The organism is Ruegeria sp. BG9 (genome assembly GCF_056538305.1).
Window position 1 is genome coordinate 91437 of sequence record NZ_JBQFSY010000004.1, and the last position, 21046, is coordinate 112482.

15 protein-coding genes are annotated in these 21046 nt (G+C 55.7%); 6 read left to right on the forward strand and 9 right to left on the reverse strand.

Going from position 1 to position 21046, the window contains the following annotated elements; genetic code table 11:
* The first annotated feature begins 293 nt into the window (after nucleotides 1-293).
* A complete protein-coding gene (locus ACR0I8_RS08295) occupies nucleotides 294-1055 on the forward strand; it encodes a YbaY family lipoprotein (protein ID WP_480525557.1) in 762 nt (253 codons plus the stop codon).
* Nucleotides 1056-1110: 55 nt separating this feature from the next.
* Here the strand turns inward: ACR0I8_RS08295 and ACR0I8_RS08300 are convergent, their stop codons facing one another.
* A complete protein-coding gene (locus tag ACR0I8_RS08300) occupies nucleotides 1111-3072 on the reverse strand; it encodes an amidohydrolase (RefSeq protein WP_170690861.1) in 1962 nt (653 codons plus the stop codon).
* 363 nt (nucleotides 3073-3435) lie between these two features.
* Here ACR0I8_RS08300 and ACR0I8_RS08305 point away from each other — a divergent pair, with 363 nt between their 5' ends.
* Nucleotides 3436-4776 (forward strand): serine hydrolase domain-containing protein, encoded by a 1341-nt coding sequence (locus tag ACR0I8_RS08305; RefSeq protein ID WP_170690859.1) that lies wholly within the window; start codon nucleotides 3436-3438, stop codon nucleotides 4774-4776.
* 59 nt (nucleotides 4777-4835) lie between these two features.
* Here the strand turns inward: ACR0I8_RS08305 and ACR0I8_RS08310 are convergent, their stop codons facing one another.
* The 8 genes from ACR0I8_RS08310 to ACR0I8_RS08345 form a co-directional block, all read right to left on the reverse strand.
* On the reverse strand, nucleotides 4836-6377 hold the full coding sequence (locus tag ACR0I8_RS08310) for a phospholipase D family protein (protein ID WP_170690858.1): 1542 nt from the start codon (nucleotides 6375-6377) through the stop codon (nucleotides 4836-4838).
* 614 nt (nucleotides 6378-6991) lie between these two features.
* Entirely contained in the window at nucleotides 6992-8413 is a 1422-nt protein-coding gene (locus tag ACR0I8_RS08315; protein WP_170690856.1) for an AMP-binding protein, read from the reverse strand.
* On the reverse strand, nucleotides 8406-9251 hold the full coding sequence (locus ACR0I8_RS08320) for a hypothetical protein (protein ID WP_170690854.1): 846 nt from the start codon (nucleotides 9249-9251) through the stop codon (nucleotides 8406-8408). The genes ACR0I8_RS08315 and ACR0I8_RS08320 overlap by 8 nt, the downstream gene beginning before the upstream one ends.
* Nucleotides 9248-10567 carry a hypothetical protein gene (locus ACR0I8_RS08325; protein ID WP_170690852.1) on the reverse strand — a complete coding sequence of 440 codons (1320 nt, stop codon included), beginning with the start codon at nucleotides 10565-10567 and terminating at the stop codon, nucleotides 9248-9250. Before ACR0I8_RS08325 ends, ACR0I8_RS08320 begins: the two co-directional genes overlap by 4 nt.
* Nucleotides 10564-11664, reverse strand: a complete 1101-nt coding sequence (locus tag ACR0I8_RS08330) for a DUF3419 family protein (RefSeq protein WP_170690851.1) — start codon at nucleotides 11662-11664, stop codon at nucleotides 10564-10566. Before ACR0I8_RS08330 ends, ACR0I8_RS08325 begins: the two co-directional genes overlap by 4 nt.
* Nucleotides 11657-14113, reverse strand: a complete 2457-nt coding sequence (locus ACR0I8_RS08335; RefSeq protein WP_170690849.1) for a PEP/pyruvate-binding domain-containing protein — start codon at nucleotides 14111-14113, stop codon at nucleotides 11657-11659. Before ACR0I8_RS08335 ends, ACR0I8_RS08330 begins: the two co-directional genes overlap by 8 nt.
* Nucleotides 14110-15021: a UbiA family prenyltransferase gene (locus ACR0I8_RS08340; RefSeq protein ID WP_170690847.1), complete on the reverse strand. Its 912-nt coding sequence runs from the start codon at nucleotides 15019-15021 to the stop codon at nucleotides 14110-14112. Before ACR0I8_RS08340 ends, ACR0I8_RS08335 begins: the two co-directional genes overlap by 4 nt.
* Nucleotides 15018-16256: a hydroxymethylglutaryl-CoA reductase gene (locus ACR0I8_RS08345; RefSeq protein WP_170690845.1), complete on the reverse strand. Its 1239-nt coding sequence runs from the start codon at nucleotides 16254-16256 to the stop codon at nucleotides 15018-15020. The genes ACR0I8_RS08340 and ACR0I8_RS08345 overlap by 4 nt, the downstream gene beginning before the upstream one ends.
* 384 nt (nucleotides 16257-16640) lie before the next feature.
* Between ACR0I8_RS08345 and ACR0I8_RS08350 the strand changes: the two genes are divergently transcribed.
* Genes ACR0I8_RS08350 through ACR0I8_RS08365 form a run of 4 tightly spaced genes read left to right on the forward strand, consistent with a single transcriptional unit; the run spans nucleotide 16641 to nucleotide 20550 of the window.
* Nucleotides 16641-18059 (forward strand): circularly permuted type 2 ATP-grasp protein, encoded by a 1419-nt coding sequence (locus ACR0I8_RS08350; protein ID WP_170375820.1) that lies wholly within the window; start codon nucleotides 16641-16643, stop codon nucleotides 18057-18059.
* A gap of 2 nt (nucleotides 18060-18061) precedes the next feature.
* On the forward strand, nucleotides 18062-19003 hold the full coding sequence (locus ACR0I8_RS08355) for an alpha-E domain-containing protein (protein WP_170690843.1): 942 nt from the start codon (nucleotides 18062-18064) through the stop codon (nucleotides 19001-19003).
* Nucleotides 19004-19006: 3 nt separating this feature from the next.
* On the forward strand, nucleotides 19007-19804 hold the full coding sequence (locus ACR0I8_RS08360; protein WP_170690841.1) for a transglutaminase-like domain-containing protein: 798 nt from the start codon (nucleotides 19007-19009) through the stop codon (nucleotides 19802-19804).
* A gap of 11 nt (nucleotides 19805-19815) precedes the next feature.
* Nucleotides 19816-20550, forward strand: a complete 735-nt coding sequence (locus ACR0I8_RS08365) for a proteasome-type protease (RefSeq protein WP_170375812.1) — start codon at nucleotides 19816-19818, stop codon at nucleotides 20548-20550.
* Nucleotides 20551-21046 lie beyond the last annotated feature (496 nt).

Consider the following 21046-nt stretch of genomic DNA (forward strand, 5'->3'; position numbering starts at 1 on the left):
AGCTCGAGTTCAGTCTCATATTCTTAGTAATCAGCAAGTCGTCATTTGCGGCCCTTAAGGGACTTTTTCATCAAAAGATCGCTTTGTTTTGCACCTGTTCAGAGACCTTTTTGGTTGGGTGTCACTTGGCGAGTCATCCAATGGTTGTAGTGGCGTGCCATTCGAGATCCCGTCTGGGGATTAGTAAAATGCGCACGGAGCGAGCAGGAGGGCATATATCCAAGAGACTGTCCTTGCGTTTCTAGGATCAGTGCAGTCTGTTGGTTTCTGAACATTTGGGGAGTAATTTCTCAATGCTTAGACCCGTCCTGATTTCGGTATTTTCAGCTGCCCTACTCTCCATCGCTTCGTCTGGAGTCGCCGAGACAATGCATGTGAAGACCACTGTAACCTACCGGGAACGGATCGCGCTGCCGCCTGACGCCGTTTTGGAAGTCGAACTTCTTGACACTTCGCGTGCAGATGCACCTTCGGTTCGGCTGTCTTCCCAGAGGTTCAAACTCATTGCTGTCCCCAGAACGGTTGAAATTGCCTACGACACAGATCTCATCGATGAGCGCCATACCTACACAGTGGCTGCCAGGATCATTTCAAACGATCACGTGATGTTTCGTTCAACGACCGCGACACCTGTGCTGACCCGTGGCGCACCAGATTCTGCTGAACTCGTTTTAGAGATGATGCCAAGGAGAACGGGCGGCAACATTGCTGACGAATCGATCTACGATACGGCTTGGGAAGTTTACGAGATCGCAGGGCGTATGCTCATTGCTGAGAACCCTCCTTCCTTGACAATTGATCAAGACGGCCAGTTTGGCCTGTACGGAGGGTGTAACAGGTTTACAGGAACACTCGACGCAGCCAATGGTAAGTTCAGCATGCCGGACAACTTCGCAGGAACGAAGATGGCGTGCCCTGAGGATCGGGAAAAGCTTGAGGCAGACACGAACAATGCCTTGTCGGCGGCAGTAGGCTACGTGACAAACGGAAACAACCTGGCGCTCAACAACGCAGCGGGTGTCACGGTTCTGCGTCTGCGCAAAATGCCAGGATAAGCACTGCGCCTTTCGAAGCGAGATGGGGCAATCATCCGACTTGTTCTAGCGACAATCAAAGCGAACCATAGGCCGAAATTCCGAGTGGATCATAGACATTAGACTGCGTCGTTTGCGAGTGATCGTGGTAGTGGGCTTTACTGCGTGCGTGGCGTAGTGACGCCATCAGTACACGTTCGGGATTATTGATGAGCTGGCTTGCATCAGCTTCGTCACTGTCTTCACCCGCTGCGGGAGGAGCGGGCTGAAGACGGCCTTCAAGCACAGTGCCCCACACTTTGATATCGGCCAGCGTCAAAGGATCCACAGTTAGCGGATTTTCCTCGAGGATTGTGAAGTTGGCCAGTTTGCCAGGCTCGATGGAACCGATCTCATCCTCCAATTGCAGGGAATAGGCTGCGCCGATGGTGATACCTTCCAAAGCGTTTTCTGCACTGATGCGTTGGTCCGGACCAACGACGCGACCGCTCGCGGAAATTCGATTGACAGCAGCCCACATGTATTTCAACGGTTCCGCAGGAGCCATCGGCATGTCCGAGTGCATCGAAAAGGGGATGCCTGCTCGAATGGCGTCTCCTAAAGGCACCATGCGCTCTGTGCGCTCGCTACCGACGCTGCCTTCGGCATAGCGATCTGCGAGCGTCGGCGTATAAACGGAATTGCCGCTGACAATCGCGCCAAGACGTTTAATGCGTGCGATCTGATCAGGTTGAGCGTAGCCAAAGTGTACAACGACGGTGCGATGGTCATATCTCGGATTGCGCTGCATGGCAGCTTCGAGGGCATCCAGAAGAATGTCCAGACCGCCGTCTCCCAGATTGTGAACATGGACCTGAAAGCCTGCGTCCCAATAAAGGTCGAACACCTGCTTGAAGAAATCGGGCGTCATAATCCATTCACCTTCATGCCCGTCCAGGTAGCCATCGCGCATGATCATCAATTCACTGAAGATCGCTCCATCCAACAGCAGCTTGACCTGCTTAGGTAGGAATTGGGTTCGGCCTTCGCTCCACGCCAGCATGGCTTCGGTTTCGGTTAGTACTTTTTCGGGGCCCTCGGTGTTCAGAAACAAACCGCCAAGCGTCCGACCGTCCGGAATAAAGTAAAAATTGAAAGGTGTGTCGTCTGGCCCGAACGCTTTTGCTACGAGCGCTTGGGCGTTCTGATCCACAGGGCCAGCTGGCTCTGCAAGGGTCGTGATCCCGCTGCGGTGATAATAGTCCTCTGTGAACTCCAGCGCCTCCATGACCCTGTCGATAGACGCATAGACCGGAGCAAACTTCTCAAAGAACACATGCTCCCAGAATGCAGCTTCAAGGAAGAGGCCTTTTTCAAGATTGGCTTGAGACCGGGCCAGTTCGCTTGACCAGCTGGCAATGTATTCTTCGGTGATTTCCAGTTGTTCGAGGGCCACGGAGTTGAAGTACATCTCGTGGGTAGAGCGCTGCCATACAGCCAGCGGAATGTCGGGGGCCAGTTCGTCCAAAATCGTACGGCTCATGCCCCCGTGCCATGACGCGTGATACCCCCAGACCATCAACGGCCGCCCGCTGCTTGGATCATATGTGTTGATGACCTCGGACAGGCGTGCGCGAAACTCCTCCTCGCTATTGGCAAGAGGCGCAAATCCGGCCGGCGATTGCCAGTCTTCGATGGAAATGATGGCATCCGACATCATCGCAAGCGCGCCCAGAAGCGGGTGTAAATGCTGTTCAATGAACCCAGGCACAATGACCTTGTCTTCAAAAATGCGGTCAATTGCATAGCTACCTTCGGGCAGCCGACCCTCGATACCCTCTAGGGTTCCGACGTCGACAATTCGACCGTTTCTAACTGCCACGGCCTCAGCCAACGGGGCGTCCGGATTCATGGTAAGAACTTCTTCACCGACGTAGACAGTTGTGCCGGGAAACTCAGGAAAACGGTCGAAGGCGTCTTGCAAAGAAGGAGACTGCGCAGCGCCGTGAAGCGGCATGAGTGCGAAAGCGAGTATGGTTAGAGACTTAGAGAAACTCATTGATGCCTCCGAATAGGATTGCGGACATTAATAAATTGCTTCGATCAGAGCAGGTTGGTCTGCGATGTGTCAACCTAAGCCGTCAGTCTCAAAACACCGACTGAGCGACATAAATTTGAAAGCCACTTTCGCGGCCCGCTGTGGTTTCGTGGCAGACATTCGCCGAAATTCACAGAATGACTGCAATGCGAACAAAGTGGATATTTCACCAGGTAAGTGAGAGCGGCAGCAATTCTCGAATTCCCGATAAAACGGACTATGCTTTGCCGAGCAAAACTACGTTGTTCAGTTCTTTGAAAACCCGATTTCAACACGCTGGCCGCGGCCATACTTCAGTTGCAACTCATTTGGAGCGATACTGCCATGCCAAACACTTCATTACTTTCAAAGTCCAATTTTCCAGTTTTTGCGCTTATTGGAGGTTTGATTATGCAAAGCCTTGGAACATCTCCTGCACATGCTGAAGACGACCCATACGCTACGCCGCGAGAAGACTTTTCCATCCGTGACCTACGGAATGGTTACACGGCCGAGCAAGCCTACGACCTGAGTTCTGAATGGAATTTGCAGAAGTTTCTCGACATCACCGAAGCCGGGGCGTTTTCATACATGAACCTCGCCGAGTTCCTACCGAGTTCGGTTATTCGCCGCGACGGGGCCGTCGCGATGCTTGCGACAAACCTTAACGATGCCATAGGCGCGACGAGCGTCCAAGGCGCCGATGGCAATGCCGTCTCGCTCGACGAGATGATTAATGCTGATGATTCCACGGTGCAGGGCATTATGGTTCTTCACAACGGCGAAATCGCTTACGAGGCCTACCCAGGAATGCGTCGGACGGACAACCACGTCTGGATGTCCAATGCAAAGATCTTATCGAGCTTGCTGATCGGTCAATTGGAAGATGAGGGTAAGATCGACGTCCAGAAAACGGTTGGAGACTATGTCGAGGGCACCAAGGGAACAGCTTGGGAGAGCATAAAAGTCATCGACGTCCTGAACATGCAGTCTGGTTTGGATCTGGAAGAAAACCCCCTGTCGCGCAAAGGCGATACGCCATATGGGCGTTTTGTCAGGGCTGAGGTTGGTGTTCCGAACGAAGCTGGCGTCCTGCAAACGCATAACGAAGCCCTTTTTGCTATACCCAAGCTACGGGAACCGGCTGAGGCCTTCGAATACTCTTCTGCAAACACACAAATGCTTGGTCTTGTTATTGAATCCGTTACGAACCAGCGGCTTGGTGAAGCGATCACGGAGCGGGTCTGGAGCAAAGCGGGAATGACTGGCGACGCCACTCTTGCGCTGTCACCTCAAGGAAACGGCATCATACACGGTCTGATCAGCAGCCGATTGATCGACATGGCAAAGATAGGTCTGCTCTACACGCCGAGCTGGGACAAGACAGCTTCAGGCCGCATTGTTTCTGAAAAGATGATCGAAATGATCCAAACAGCGGGTGTCGCTGAAAACTACATGAAGGGAACGCTTGGCCCGCACCTTTCTGACGCATTCCGCGAGCAACCAATGGCAAACGCGTACCAATGGGATGCCGTTTTTGCCGATGGCGATTTCTACAAAAGTGGGATGAATGGCCAAGGCATCTATGTCTCGCCAGGAAAAGACGCCGTCGTGGTTTGGTACGCAACCGGAGGTGCCAGTGTCGACATGGAAGCTTACGCCAGGGCCATTGTGACTTCACTGTAGGTCAGATCACGTACTGGTGTCTCTGGCTGCGGGTCAACAGATTGTCGGTCGTTTGATGACTAGAGCATCCATTCGACCGGCAGCCACCTGACAACGGCCGTCAGGGCACGCTGTAAACCGGTGGTTTCCGGGTCTGCTGTGTGAATGGTGACTGTCCCATCCTGCTCTTCTTGCAGCCAGATCATCTCGCCGCTGTCGTTAAGTTCGACGCGGTAAGAAAACTCAGGCCGGTTCAATTGCTCCGCAAGCGACGCAGCAATCGTTGGGCTTTCGATCATAAGGCCCATTTCTGTATTTAGTCGCGCGGACCTCGGGTCGAGGTTGTAAGAACCTATAAATATCCGTTCTCCATCCGATCCAAAGACTTTTGCGTGTAGACCAGAAGCCGATCCAGCCAGCATCTCGGGCAGGCTGCGCTCGCGATGCTCACGCCGCAAAGTTCGAAGCTCAAGCAACTCTATACCACTGTTGAGCAAGTCTTCCCTGTATCGCATATAGGCCGCGTGCACGGGCATCACATCCGTGGCATCCAGTGAGTTGGTTAAGACGCGGACCTTCACTCCGGACTTTGCCAACCCTTCCAGAACCTCCGCGCCTCTTTCCCCCGGAATGAAATACGCAGAGACCAAGTCCAATGAGATTTGAGAGGTTTTGGCGAACTCGATAAGTTGTTCGACAATCAGGTCTTCACTTTCTACTTCGCCCAAACCTTTTGACGGGTCGTCGACAAAAAGAGTGACTTCGCTCCACTCGAACTTCAGATCATGTTCTGCTATCCGGTCGGCCAGTTCGTTATCCTGAATTGCCCTTTGATAGCCTGCGCCAAACGCAGTCTGGCGCGCGGCGTCTGCCTTTGCTTTCAGACTTTTTTCCGACGGAGGTTCCAAAAAGAGCCCAGCGTCGTAAGCGGAGGCACTATTCCAGTATGCGTCGAAGGATTGCGACACCTCATCCACAATCGGGCCGATAGCTATCGCGTCTACATCCAGGTAGTGCGTTCCCGCCCCGTAGTCGAAATAGATGTCACCAATGTTACGTCCCCCAACTATCGTGGCGACCCCGTCTACAGTCATTGACTTGTTGTGCATCCGCCGGTTCAGGCGACCAAAGTCAAATGCATAGGACAGGAGTTTTGGGTTCCTCAAAGTGAAAGGATTGAAAATGCGTACATTTGCATGTGGCAGGGTGTCCAGTTCGGCAAGCAAATCATCCAACCCGGAGATACCGTTATCGTCGACCAGCAATCTGACGCGCACGCCTCGCTCTGCTGCTGCCCTAAGCTCTTCCAGAAGCATCAGGCCGGTAACGTCATCTTGCCAGATGTAGTACTGAGCATCGATTGAGGATGTCGCTTCTCTCGCGAGGATCGCCCGGGCCGCAAAAGCCGCGCGTCCATTGCCCAAAGGCCTTACACCGTCGAGCCCGGGGTTACGCTCAAGAGCATTTCTAATAGTTGCGCCTAATGGCCCGTCCCAATCTGCATATTGTTTAAACGTTGGCTCAGAAAAATTTTCTTCAGGAAGTGGAAAGGTCCACCTTAACCCGACTATGGCCACTGCCATCAGCGCCACCGAAATCAAACATATTCTGATCAGCCGCATTCAGGGTTCCGTTGTTGGCGCGCGGGATTAGCCTTACAGTTGAGATTGGCCTATCGACTGATAGTTTTTCAAGAGCTTAGGTTGGAGCATAAGATTGAGCATAGACTGGTGTCCACTATGGGCTGGATTTGACCGGTCTTTGCAATTGAGATCGAGGCCTTCTGCCAGAAATAAATGAGTGATGGTGCGTGAGCTTCGCAGGGGAACTGACCACTTAAACAGATATCGCTTCACATAACACGGGTTCAGTGACGATAGTGGTTCGGTATGGTGAGGCATTTCAGCCAAAAGTCGTTTGCGCTTGCTTCTGCATCGGGAAACATGCGCACTCTTTCGATAAACCTGCTGGGTGCCTGGCCCGGCATGATGGGTCTCGACGGCTTCGCCGTCTATCCAATCGCCGCGCTTGATCTGCCCCACCGAACGGCGTCTCATACGCTCCCCGTGCTTGATGGGTTCGGTTCCTCAACAAGGGCTCTAGTCGGCCGAAACGACCCAGGAAGTAGAGGCCTCGTATTCGATGATTCTTTAAATGCGGATAAGAATGCGTCATCCAGCAAGGCGAAGGAGCCGTTCAGGTATGGAGCTTTGGCGATTGTTGAGCCGTATCGTGCCTAAGTTGTCAGGCTGCTTTCCAGTTTCGCGCGATCGACTTTGGAGGCATGGCGCTTGTCCATGGGGATGCTCTCAATCGAAACCACATCGGGAACGCCAAACCCAAGCGCAGAACGCTTCCAATCCTCGAGGTACTTTTGTGTTCCTTGGACGCAGAGTGTGGGGCCTACTTTCGTTGTGATAAAAGCGCATCGATCCACGCCCGGCCATTGCTGGGCCGCGACTTCGATCGCAAAGGGGAAAAGCGTACCTGAGGCGACTTCAATTTCGGATCCGATACGCCCCCAAAGCCACAAACGTCCGTCATCATCCAGCGTGCCCGCGTCACCAGTCCGGTGCCAAACAATGTCACCTTCCTTGATTTTGTTTTGTTGTGAGTGACGCGGGTCCAAATACCCTTCATTCACATGTGCGCCGGCGACCTGAATCTCGTTGTCGCGAATGCGGAGCGTGATGTCAGGGACCGGATAGCCCACGAGCAGCCCCTTTCCAGAAGCCATGTCGCGGTAATCCTCTTCCGAGATGTCGAGGGCATTGAGATGCGCGATTGGTTCAGCTTCGGTCGAGCCGTAGACGCACATAACCGATAGCCTGTGCCGGCTTCTCAATGTCTCCACCAGGTTTGGAAACACCGGGCCACCGCCGGTGAATACCGTGTGCAACGGCCCTGTGTCCTCGGATCGAACCAGCTTTTCGCACAGTGATGGCGGGATCAGGGCACGGGAGACGTTCTGCGCGTGAATCCACCGTTCCAACTGCGTGGGCGACAGGCGGTCCAGCTTGCTGAGCCTCCAGTTTGGCAAAACACTTGTGCGCCCAGCCGCCAGATTGATCAGGGTGAATACTGGAAAGGCGACCAGGTCGCGTTCGGCCTTGTCGCTGTGGAGGAGGGGTGCGATGGCGTCGTGCTGTGCCATCAGAAACGAGTGAGAGCGTGGAATGGCTTTGGGCTTACCAGTCGTGCCGGAGGTGAAGGAGATCAGGGCGATATCATACGGTTGAACCTTGTGCGCCGTCGGGTTGATGTGGCCTTCTCGGGGCGTGAGCAAGGGAAGGGTCCAAAGGCTGGGAACCAGAAACTTTAGCAAGGAATACGGGCCCGCCGAACAGAACGCTTTTGGGTTTGTTGTCCGAATGGCGTGGCACAGACCGGCCAGTCCCATGGCCGGTTCCGGTAAGACAACAGTGGCACCAAGGGACCACAGGGCAGCCAGACTGGCATAGAGGTCTGCGTTGACCGGCATTGCCAATAGCACACGATCCCCCGGTTGGATGCCCTTGCCCTGCCACCGACCCGCCAATTGCTGTACGCGTTTGTATAGGGCCTGAAAACTGATCTCGCGCCCCTTGCCGTCCACAATTGCGGTCTGATTTGGAACCCGCTCAACCGCAGCGGCGAAATGGGACAACAGATCAGCCATTCAGCTTGCGCCCAAGCAGGGTATAGCGCCGGAAGATCGTTGCGCCTTCGGCGGCGCTGCGGTCAGCCGAGGTGTTGTCATCATGGATCAGCGCATGAATTGCCGTGTCGTACCCCATTCTCAATGCCGTCTTGTGAAACCTGTGGGCCAAATGTCGACCGGCCCCCTGTTCGAGACTGGCATAGGTCTTAAGGATGGCGGATTTCGGATTGGGGCCTTCGGCATAGTTGGGAATGCCGAACAAAAACCCGGCCAGGGTTCCGTCGTTGCGGCGCGCAAATAGGATCAGGTCGCGCTTCATCATCGGCACAACCGGCAAATACATGGCCAGAAAATCCGCCTCAGAAATTGGCTTGTAGAATGCGTTGTTTGAGAACGCCCGGGTTGAGAGTTCAAAGACCTGACGAAAGAGGGCCTCGGGGTCCGTTCCGTCCCAGGCCTCCACCACGAAGCGGCCGCTATCCGACGGTGCGGTCGCAGCAGCGGCCTGCAGCGCTACACGGGCCGAGAAATACCGACTGATCTCTGCGAAACCTACAGACCGGAACACCTCGAGCTCATGCGGTTTGTTGGTGGGCTCCATAAGGAACGGAGCGGACCCGTCGCTGTCCGAGACGAACCGGTAGCTGTGCCATGTATCGCCCGACATCGGCCCAATAATACGGTCGAGGCCCGCATCTTGCACCCGCTCGATCCCCTCGCGCAGAATCTCGTCACCAGCCTCAGGCGTTTTACAGGAAAATTCACCGAAAGTTGCTGTCGGCGCACCCTCCCAGTTCGGGCCGTTCAGGTAGACGGTCAGTTTTGCATGCGCTGTTTTGATGGTCTCTTTGGTCATGAAATAACCCCTACGCCAAGCGATCCAACAACGCTCCAAAGGTAGTAAAACAAGGGCAGGGTCAGGGCCAACAGCGTGAGTCTAAACACTCTGTCTTTTTCGAACCATTGTGGTCGAGCCAACGGCACTGCGGCTGTAAGAAAGAGTGAAAACAGTGCCAAAGCCGCCAGAGGCTCGGCCCAGTTTGATTGTTCGGAATTCTGGGAAACAACCCAAGCCCGTACGGCGAACAAAACAGCTGCAGCAAGCGGTATCGCGATTGGGCTGGAACGCAGCGCCACCGCAATATGCCCCATGGCCAGCCCCATTGCACTTAGCCCAAAAAAGGAAATCGCATCCCATCCTGTTGCATGACCCATCGCAAGCCAACCAAACCCCAAAAGACCCAAGGCGGCGATGATATCCAGATCGGGGTACTTGCTGTCACAAGGAGAAGCAGTGCGCGCCCACCCATGCGCAGCAAGAACTATGATCGGCAGCACCGTATTTTGCAATTTTGCGGCGGCTAGCAGCAAAAAAACTGCAACAACATAAACACGGGTCGCATGTTTGGTCAGGCCCAGTTTGGTTCCCACCACGCCGAAACTGGCAAGGGCGGCAAAGAACAGGGCAGCCAACAGGGCGAGCTCCGCCAAAGAGCTGTGGTAGTGGCCGTTCAGAAAAATCAACAAGCCAAGCGGCAGGAACAGGTTGTCAAAACCGCGCCAACTTTGCGCTTCGACCAACGTGCCAAAACCCGCCACCATAAGGCACAACATCATGATGTTGGACGGTGGGAGGCTCGACATGAACAAGAAGCAGATGATCGCGACCAACAGCGTTACGACAAAAAACACGACTGAGCCTTCCAAGCTCTTGTCGCCATCCTCCACCACGTAGCGTTTGGTTCCATAGGTAGTTCCGGCCAGCGCAGCAGCGGCATCCGCCAGTGTCAGAACAGCAATCGGCAGGATGTAGAACAGTGTGTTTTCCCCAGCCAGCAGGAAGCAAAGCCCAACCGACAAGGCGAGCAGAAAGTCACCGTAGGACGTACGCTCTACCCCATGCAGAGTCGCGCCCAGACCCGATGAAAAGCGCGGAAGGCGGAGCACCAGCATCACTAGGATTGTGGCTGCAATCAGCATGTAAATCGGCCAACGATCGGGAAAGAGCCAAGGTAAAAGCAGTGCAAAGAGGCCGGTACTGACATGCATAAGTTTGCGCTGTACTTCGGCACTCAACCCCGCCGTTTTGGCCAGATACCGTATGACCATCATGACGCCGATCAAGGCGACCACGGACCCCGCCGCCAACAGGATCTGCCCAAGAACCGTCACGGCTGAACCTCTTCGACGACGAAATCGGAATAGAAGAATGCCATGTCGCGGGCCTTCTGTTGCGTTTCGATGTCGGTCAAGGTGTCTACCCGCTCCCTGTATTCCGGCGGAACCCGCCGGGGTGCCATCATGTTCCAATAGACCAACCGGGCGTTTGGCTCGGCGGCGGTCAGGATAGAGCCGTAGACCTGCGAGAAGGTCTCCGGCGACATGTATTCAAAGATGTCGGACAGGTTGAAGCCGCTTGCTTTCTCACCGGTTGAGACAAAAGCCTCCAACGATCCGAGGCGGATGTCCAGTCGATCCAAACGGGATCGGATCGTCTCATAGTGTTCGCGCCGCCAGGCCATCGGCAGCGCGGTTCCGTGATCGCCTTTGAGAATCCACTGCAAATAGGGATTTCGTGAGGGATCGGTGGTGACCCCAGCATGACGAATACGGCGGGCGACATGTTGGGCGGGGCTGCCCTCGACATGGTCGAAGAACGCACTGTCCCGACCCATGCGTCCCATGACGAAACGCGAGAAGAAGAGGTTCAGCAAAAGCCGCCATCGAACCGTGTTGAACCGTGTGTCGAAAAAGGTCTGGCGCTCTGTCGGCGAGCGGGGGGTGAACACTGCGTCAATGGTGCGGCGAGAATGGACGAGCGGCAACAGCCAGGTTCGAAAGATGCGAAAATAGCGCTCGAACTTGCCGACACCGCCGATACCATGTCTTTCAACCTCCGGGGTCAGCGCCTTCCAGAAGGCGCGCGTCTCAGCATCGGTGGCCTCTAAAACCCGGTTCAGCAGGGCACCCCGTCGCGTACTTGCGCGCGAACCTGTGAGTTCGATGAATTCGGGATGGTTCAGAACCTGATAGGCCGCGATCCGAAGCCTGAGGCAGGCAATCTGCGCCGGTGACAGGTCCAGAACCACAACGCGCGCAGGATCGAGTGTCAGCATCGCCAGCGCATTGTCCCCGGCTGAGCAGATGGACACCAGCGTCTTGCCCGCACACTCGCCCAAGGCTGAGGTGAGGACATCTGCGTCCTCCCACAGTTGGGCATAGCGGATATGGTCGAAATCCGCTTTTGTCTCGATCTCGCTGCTACCCATCGCACCGCTCCACTGCGCCGCTTGCCCCGTCTACACGGATCATCTCGCCATCTTCAATCCAGTGCGTGGCGCCTTTCAGGCCGACAACGCAAGGGATGCCCAACTCGCGCGCGACAATGGCCGAATGTGACAACAGCGACCCTCGTTCAACGACGATGGCGGAGGCGTTCGAGAACACGGCAATCCAGCCCGGGTCGGTGTGGCGGGCGACCAGAATGTCTCCGGGGTTCAGGGCTTCGGTGCGTGGGTCGCGGATCACACGCGCGTGCGCCTTGATCTGCCCCGCAGAACAGCCCGTGCCGTGTTTTACTCGTGCTGTGTCTACCTCGGTTTCCTTGTTTTCGGACCAGACCGGCGCGATGGCGGGCCCGCGGATTTCGATACGTTCGGGCGGGTCGGAGCGTCGGGAGGAGGCGTCATCCTCGCGTTTGCGCCTTGCAACGATGCCTTTCAGGTCGGGTGACAAGCTGTAGCCCTCAACCGCTCCGAGAACTTCATGCGTAGTCAGGAAGAAAATATCCTTAGGTGAGGACAGCAGGTCGCGGGCGGCGAATTCCCGACCGATGCCTAAAAACACACGCCGGGCGTAGCCGAAGATACGCGTGCGCTCAAAGCGCAGGTTTTCCCGGTCGCGCACGCGCGCCTTGGTCCAGCCCAATATCCATTTGGCCAATTGCCGTTTGAGAGGGTTTGACGGAAACACCGCCTTCCAGTCCGGCTCAGCGCCTTCCTGACGCACGGACGGCGGACGTTCGGCGCTGGCTGCAATCGCCAGCAGCAGGCTGGTCGGGTCTTCGCGCAGCGAAACACTTTCCAGTTTGAGTTCCTCCGTACACCGGTCGCCGAACTTCTCAAGATATGCTTCAACCTCGTCTTCGATCTGGGGGTATCCGGACAAAACCGACAGATGCGCACTGGCCTTTAGCGGCTCGGCAAGACCTGCCTGCCGGACCAACTCTCCCATCCTGGCAATGCGTTGCGCGGGTTCCGCTGAAACGATATCGCCTTGCCCGATCATGAGGTCATTGTGCAGGGTCAACCCATCCTCGCCCAGCCACTTTTGCACCAGGTTGCGCGAGCCACCAAAGGCAATCATGCATAGAAAATCGTTGATCAGCGGGGCATCCCACCGATCCAGCAGGGTGCTTTCAATGCGGCGATATTCGGCGGCCAGTTCGGTCGCATTCGAAGCATCCACATCCAGCCCCGCCTGCAAGATATCGTTCAGCCTGCGATAAAAATCACGCCGAGTCCGTGGCAGTCGGATGGCCTGCCAGACCAAGCCGCCCGCAACTTTTGCCAGTTTCGCGTAGTCCACAAGTTTGCGCCAGCCGGTGGTGGACGGCGGGGCAAGAGCATCGGTAACCTCTCGCGGCATCGGTTCAGAAACGCCCATCATCGTTTCCATGTAGTCACGGTTTAACGAAAACCCGGGCAGAAGCGCCAGCGCGCGATACCAGTTGATCAGGTTGTAATAGGCGCGCCCGTCCACCCGTCCGAGTAAGTTGTCAAACACTGTTGGGTTTCGGGCAACCGTATGCCGGGTCACGCCCAACAGCCTAACGAATGCGCGATACACCTGAGAATACACATGCAGGGCAAAGGAATAAGTCAGCGGACTGACAATCCCCGGATAGCTTTCGACGATATTGGAATTGTCGAAAATGGTCAGGGTCTGATCTGCAAGCGGCGCCGGGCGCAGGGTCGTGGTGATCGGTCGGGCCTGCAGAATATGCAGCCCTTGCGCATCGATCGCCCATTCGATGTCCTGAGGGGAACCGAACAGCGCCTCGGCCTTTCGGGCGAGGGCTGCAATGGATTGTGCCTCGGGCAGGGTCAAATGCGCGGGCGTGTCCAGAGTGTTTTCTGGTGTGCCATCCAAACCAATGACCCAGTCTTCTCCGTCCGCTTCGCCTGACACAAGCTGCTCTGCAAGCCCGTTAATGGCCGAGATCACGACCACATTGCGCCGACCAATGACCGGATCGGCGGAAAAGGCTACACCGGCCGCTTTTGCGTCGATCATGCATTGCACGATGATCGCAGGGGCTTCGGCCTCACCGCCGGATTTGACCGCCCGATAAGTCTCAATCGTGGCTGAGAAACCGGATCGCCAGACCTGCTTGGCCGCTGCGATCACATCTTTGCTGGGGACGTTCAGGACCGTTTCGAACTGTCCCGCGTGGCTGTGCTCCACACCATCTTCGGACCTGCCAGAGCTCCGCACCGCGTAAGGCCCGGGTCCGAGCGTTTCAAGCGCGGCGGTCACAGCCGATTGCAGGCCCTTTTGCGCGATGGGTCCTGATTGCCCCATGCGAAATGCATCATTTGTGATGACAAAGAACGCGGGCGGGGAAAACCCGTGCTGCGCCAGATGCGAAAGGGCTGCCGCTTTCCCACCGACGACCGAGGCATCGGTGGCATCCGATTGGGCAATGACGAAACTCATGCAACGGCTCCGATCAGGAAGGGTAGAAAACCAGCCGTAGCATAGCAGAAGAACACCCATAGGCCGGATACTGTGTCCATCCTGTTTTGGGCTTTTGCGGTGGGTGTCTGAGTGTAGCGGAGGGCGGCAATTCCGCAGGGCACAAGTGCCAGCGCGCCGATCAGGGCGGTTAGCCAGCCGACTCCGGTGGCGCTGCCTGTGCCAACAAGTAGGGCGTAGGATACCAGGACGCAGCCGATCCAGATAAATCCCGCCAAACGAGGCCCCCAAAGGCCGGAATAAGTATCGACCCCGGTGATTTCGTTTTCCGGCGCCCACAATTTGCGCCCGATCTCAAGGACGCAACCATTCACAAAGGACAGTGCCAGGAACAGCCAGAGCGAGGGCGCTGCCCCACCTGCTGGCAGCCACTCGAGACCGGTCAGCAAGAGGTCAATCAAGGGCATGATGGCCATATGGCTGAGCAGGTACAGAACCGGTCGGGCTTTCAGCCAGACCGGGACGCCGAATTCAACCGTCATCGTCGCGAGCCAGATCCAGACCGCACCCAACAGCCACAAAACGGGAGGGTGCCAGAACCATGCCGCAGCAAGCGCCAATGGGATGGTGAGCAATCCCAGGCTCAGGACTTCGCCTGGTGAGACCAATCCGCGTGGGATCGGCCTGTCCGGCCTGTACCGCCGGTCATCCTCGGCGTCCTTGAACTCATCGCAGACCCGCATCTGGAAGAACAACGCCATGGCCAGCACAAAACCGGCGGCAAAGGCGGGCCACTCGGGCAGGGGGCGGTCGGCCAGACGAGCGGACACGCAGATGCTGGCCGAGGAAAACACCAGCAGCAGAGGGACGGTTTTCTTCACCGGAAAACGCTCGGACTGGTAAATCCAAAATCGGTTCTGAATGCTCATCTGTGGCGGGCCAGGCTTTCATGGGCGCGGGTGAAATGGCCTGCAGCTATTGCGGCGACAATGGAGATTTCGCCGCAGAGGCATGTGGCTGCGGCCACCTCGGCCAAAGCTGTGCCATTTCCGTTGCCTCTGAGGCCAAGTATGTTCAGCGCCGCTGTCTGGCTGGGCAAACCGGTCCCGCCACCGACCGAGCCGACAAGGATGTTAGGAAGTGTCACCGAGCAGAACAGATCGTCGCCTCTAGGTTCCATGCGCGTTACGCCCATTGCGCTTTCGGCAACGCAGGCCGCGTCCTGTCCGGTTGCGATATAGAACGCCGCCAGCCCGTTTGCATAATGTGCCTGCGCGCCGAATTGGCCCGACAAATGCGCCCCCAGATTGGCGACGCGGCCATAGTCCAGCATCGCTTCGACCGTGGTTCCCAGCGTCTTCTCGACAATCTCGGCCGGAAGCGTGACCGAGGCGCTGACCTTGCGCCCGCGCCCCGTCACCAACCCTAAAGCCGAGGCCTTTTTGTCGCCCGAGAAATTACCTTCGACATACCAGTTTTCAATCGCGACAGGGCAGCTATCTGCGACGGCATGGCACAAGGCGTCGGTGGCGATGGTCACCATGTTCTGACCCGCCGCATCCCCTGTGGTATATCGGCAAATCAGGAAAACGACGTTGGTGTCGATGAACGGCTCCAATGATACAAGCTTGCCATGACGAGTCGTCGCTTCGGCCGCAGACTGGAGCAAATCGACATTTGTCACCACCCAATCCACGAATTGCCCGGCTTTGAGCAGGCTCTCGAATACAAAAGCAGGTGTACGCAGCACTCCTTCGTACAGAACGGCAGTGCTGACACCGCCCGAACGGGTGGCGGCGTAAGCGCCCCGGGCGTAAGACGCGACCAGAGCGGCCTCGGTAGTGGCGAGGGGGACATGGAAATCGCCATTTGCGTTCATCCCGTTCAAGCGCAAGGGGCCGATGATCCCTACAGGCAGCTTAACCGTGCCGATGAAGTTCTCGATATTTGAGCCATAGGTTCCGGCGTTCTCAATCGTCGCCGGATCTGCAATCTGCGCTTGATCCTCTGCGCTGGCTGTGGGTTTCAATTTGCCCCAAAAGCGTTCGACCATCTCTTTGGTCGGCTTGCGGGAGGGGCGCAGTGTAGAAAACTCGGCGTCGCTCGGCGCCATCTGCTGGGGTATCTGATCGGCGTCAAATCGCGCTTTAATGCGTTGAAGCATTTCCCGAACGTGAAAAGGAATGACCAAAGGCGCGCTCCAACAAATTATCCGTACATATGTTTTGCAGCTAAAAACCGATGCGAGGGCAAAGTATCAGCCGCGGGATCGAAATCCAGCCAAATGTTCGCCGATCAAGTGTTTGATCCCAAGGGGTCTCGCATTCGTCGCAGAGCCCGAAGGATAAGTCTGTCAGAGGAAAGGGGGAGCAAGCCTTCTCCTCGATTTGTGCAACGAAGCCGCATGAATTCGAACTAAAAAACCAGCGGCATTGTTCAAATTGGTGGATGCACCAACTCGCTTGAAAAATAGGCGTTTCTTCCAGAAGTGCTTACCAAAAAGGACCGAATGACTTGAAAACCCCGAATTGATCGTCAAACTTCTCGCATGAGTGAGTATTTTGATGAAATGTTCAACAGCGATGGATCGCTCAGAGGTCCATACGAAGAGATCGGTCGTTGGTTTGATGCGGAAGATGTATCACGGCTAAGAGCTAAGCAGCGCGAGGCTGAGGAAGTCTTCAGGCTGACGGGCATAACCTTTAATGTCTACGGAAAAGCGGAAGCAGAGGAACGGTTGATACCGTTTGATATCGTGCCGCGCGTCATTTCCGCACGAGAGTGGCAGCGGCTGGAACGCGGCATCGAACAAAGGGTGCGGGCAATCAATGCCTTTCTTCACGACATCTATCACCGCCAAGAAATCGTAAGGGCCGGACGTGTACCGGCCGAGATGATCGCCGGAAACGAAGCGTTCCTGCCGCAGATGCTCGGTGTCTCGCCGCCCGGTCAGGTTTATACGCATATCGTCGGTGTTGACCTGGTGCGAACCGGACCAGATGAGTTCTTTGTGCTTGAGGACAACGCGCGTACGCCATCCGGTGTCAGCTATATGCTGGAAAACCGGGAAACGATGCTGAAGATGTTCCCCGAGCTCTTCAGCGCCACAAATGTACGAAATGTTTCCGACTACCCGCGAAATTTGAGGCGGTCTCTTGCAGCCTGCGCTCCGGCTTGTGCAGAAGGAGAACCCACGGTCGCGGTTTTGACCCCCGGTATCTACAACTCAGCCTATTACGAACATGCGTTTCTTGCGGATCAGATGGCAGTGGAGTTGGTCGAAGGACACGACCTGAGGGTCGTCGACGGCCGCGTCTGCATGCGTACCACCCGGGGCTATAAGCCTATCGACGTTCTGTATCGACGGGTCGATGACGATTTCTTAGATCCGCTGAATTTCAACCCTGATAGCGCGCTGGGCGTTCCTGGCATCCTGGACGTCTACCGCGCGGGGGGCATCACTATTGCGAATGCTCCGGGCACAGGTATCGCGGATGATAAGGCAATCTACTCCTACATGCCTGAAATCGTTGAATTCTACACGGGCGAAAAGCCCCTGCTTCAAAACGTACCCACCTGGCGTTGCAGCGAGCCAGAGTCCTTGTCATATGTGCTGGACAACCTGTCCGACCTCGTGGTCAAGGAAGTACATGGGTCTGGCGGTTACGGCATGTTGATTGGCCCCACGGCCAGCAAGAAAGAGATTTCAGCTTTCCGTGAAAAGCTGAAGAAGAGACCCGGGAACTATATAGCTCAGCCGACTCTGTCGCTTTCAACGGTTCCAATTTTCGCGCGCTCGGGGCTCGCACCCAGGCACGTTGATCTGCGCCCCTTTGTTTTGGTGTCCCCAGATGGAGTTAACATCACACCCGGCGGTTTGACACGCGTGGCGTTGAAGAAAGGGTCGCTCGTCGTGAACTCAAGTCAGGGCGGCGGGACTAAAGACACCTGGGTTCTGGAGGACTGACCATGCTGGGAAAAACTGCTGGCGGGTTGTTCTGGATGTCCCGCTATCTCGAACGGGCGGAAAACACGGCGAGGCTGCTGGAAACAGGTCAGAGGATGGCGTTGACGCGATCCAAGAACTCTGCCGAAGAATGGGGCTCTGTACTGAAAACGGCTGGCGTTTTGGATGGATACCATGCCAAGTACGATGACATTTCAAAAGACAACGCCGTGGATTGGGTGTTGCGCGATGCCGAAAACCCATCCTCGATCAAGTCGGTCATCAAACAGGCAAGGAACAACGCACGCCTTGTTCGCACCGCATTGACCCACGATGTTTGGAGCGCGGTGAACGCAAGTTGGATGCAAATTGACGAGGCGATGAAGCGCCGTGTGAATGAGCGCGATTTGCCCGCCATGTTGGAGCTTATTCGTCACCAGGCCGCACTGGTCCGTGGCGCCACTTTGGGTACCATGCTGCGCAATGATATCTTCGATTTCACTCGCATCGGCACTTTTGTCGAACGGGCCGACAACACGGGGCGCATCTTGGACGTGAAGTACTACGTTCTATTGCCCACGGCGTTCTCAGTCGGCTCGTCCCTGGACAACATCCAGTGGGAAAGCATCCTTCGTTCCGTCGGTGCTGGTGGCGGCTATCGGATGACACACGGTCAGAAAACAAGACCGTCTGACATTGCTGAGTTTTTGATCTTGGATGAGCGGATGCCCCGCAGTCTTCACTTTTGTTGTAGAAAGATTCAAGAAAACCTGTCCTACCTGAAGAAAGACTATGGCTTTGCGGGGCCGTCATGCGCCACATCAAATTCACTGTACGAGAAATATCTGGACCGGAAAATATCCGATATCTTTGAGTTGGGGCTGCATGAATACATTCAGGATTTTCTGAAAGATCTCGGCAGCTTAAGTCGTCAGATCGAGATTGACTACCGGTTCTATGAGTAGCCCATGAAACTCCATATTCGCCATAAGACACGATACGATTTCGACGCGCCGGTCCCCTTTGGACTGCAGCAGCTTAGGAAAACGCCAAAGTCATTTCGCAACCAGACCATTGAAAGCTGGAGCACCGAAGTCATCGGAGGGATCAAAGAGCTGAGCTTTGAAGACTACCACCGAAACACTGTGGAATTGATCAGTTTCGAAGCAAATACCCAAAGCATTTCCTTGATATCCGAAGGCGTTGTGGAGGTGGAGGACACACATGGAGTCCTGGGACGCCACGAAGGGTCGACACCCCTATGGCTTTTCAATCGTAGCACGCCTCAGACAACGCCAGGAAAAGGGGTTGCTGACGTGATCGGCGCGCTGCCCGAAGGCGAACCGCTTAAGCAGATGCACGCCTTGTCCGAAATTATTCGATCTCGGGTCAGCTACGAAGTTGGAAGTTCGCAGCCAGGCTGGAGCGCTGAAGAGGCCCTCGCAGCTGGGTGCGGCGTGTGTCAGGACCATGCGCATATTTTCACTACCTGCGCTCGACAGATCGGACTGCCGGCTCGCTATGTTTCGGGTTACCTAATGATGAACGAAACCGAGCTGCAGGATGCGACCCATGCCTGGGCCGAAGTGCATTTGGACGGGCTCGGATGGGTTGGATTTGACGTTTCCAACGGAATTTCGCCTGATCATCGCTATGTACGCGTCGCAACCGGTCTGGACTATGCCCAAGCTGCGCCGGTAATAGGGAACAGAATTGGGACAGCGGGCGAGCAATTGACAGTACAGTTGCAAGTCGCACAGCAGTAACGGAGAACTTAATGACCTATGCTGTGGGCATGCGGCTGAACCGCGGACTGGTGTTCATGTCCGATACGCGGACGAACGCAGGCGTCGACAACATTTCGACCTTCAACAAGATGTTCAACTGGACGGTGGAAGGTGAGCGGTCGATCACTCTGCTGACCGCTGGCAATCTGGCAACCACTCAGGCCACAGTAAGCCTGCTTGAGGAGCGCACTAAGGCCCCGGAAGATCGTTCTCCCTCGATCCTGGAAGCGCCGACAATGTTTCAGGTCGCGCAACTGGTCGCGGCTACGCTGAACGATGTCATCGAAGAGCATGCCCGATCTGGGCAACAAGCTGACAGCGCCTTTCACGCAACGCTCATTCTGGGTGGGCAGATTAAGGGCGGGCCGTCTCGATTGTTCCTGATCTACCCAGAAGGCAACTTTATCGAGGCGGGCGACGACACCCCATTCTTTCAGATCGGAGAGACAAAATACGGCCGCCCAATTCTGGTGCGGGCCTACGATCCCGAAATGAGTTTTCCGGAGACCGTGAAACTCTTGCTCGTCAGTTTCGATTCAACGATCAAGGCGAACTTGTCTGTTGGGGCGCCGCTGGATCTACTGCTTTACGATGAAGACAGCCTTGAGGCTGGTACGCGGTCCAGGTTTGAGAGTGACGATCAGTACTTTCGAACGATATCTGAAGGTTGGGGCGACGCCTTGAAGTCTGCCTTGTCCAAACTTCCAGAATACAAAGCGGTGTAAGAGCGAAATAGTCGATCCTCGGCTTAGTCCGCGCCCAGGTCATTGCCTGCTCATAGTTCACGCCCTCGCACTAATGTCTGTTGTTGCGCCTGCCGCCGCAGAAACTTGAATGTTGGACGAACTGCCGCAAAGGGCCGTCGGTGTTTTGGGCCGCATACGCGGTATAATTGCCCCAAAAACGTGACCTTCACCTTAGAGCTGAGCGACATTCCACATCTGTCACCGTTCAGAAGGGGTGCCGTGCCCACGGCTCCAAATGCCGCCCAGAGCGCCGCCGGGGGCGGCATCTGATTGACATTTTGGGGATTTTGGCGCAGAATAATAGCATATTTTATTAACATTAACCCTATTTGAAATTTGCATATCACACTTGGTCGCAATTGGTGCAAAGCGTCCTTTTTGGCGCAATTCCCAAGTGAAATCAGCAGAAGTTCATATTTAAATCGGAGGCTTGTTTCAGCTATGCCTAGTCACTTTCAATTTGTTTTCGGTCGCG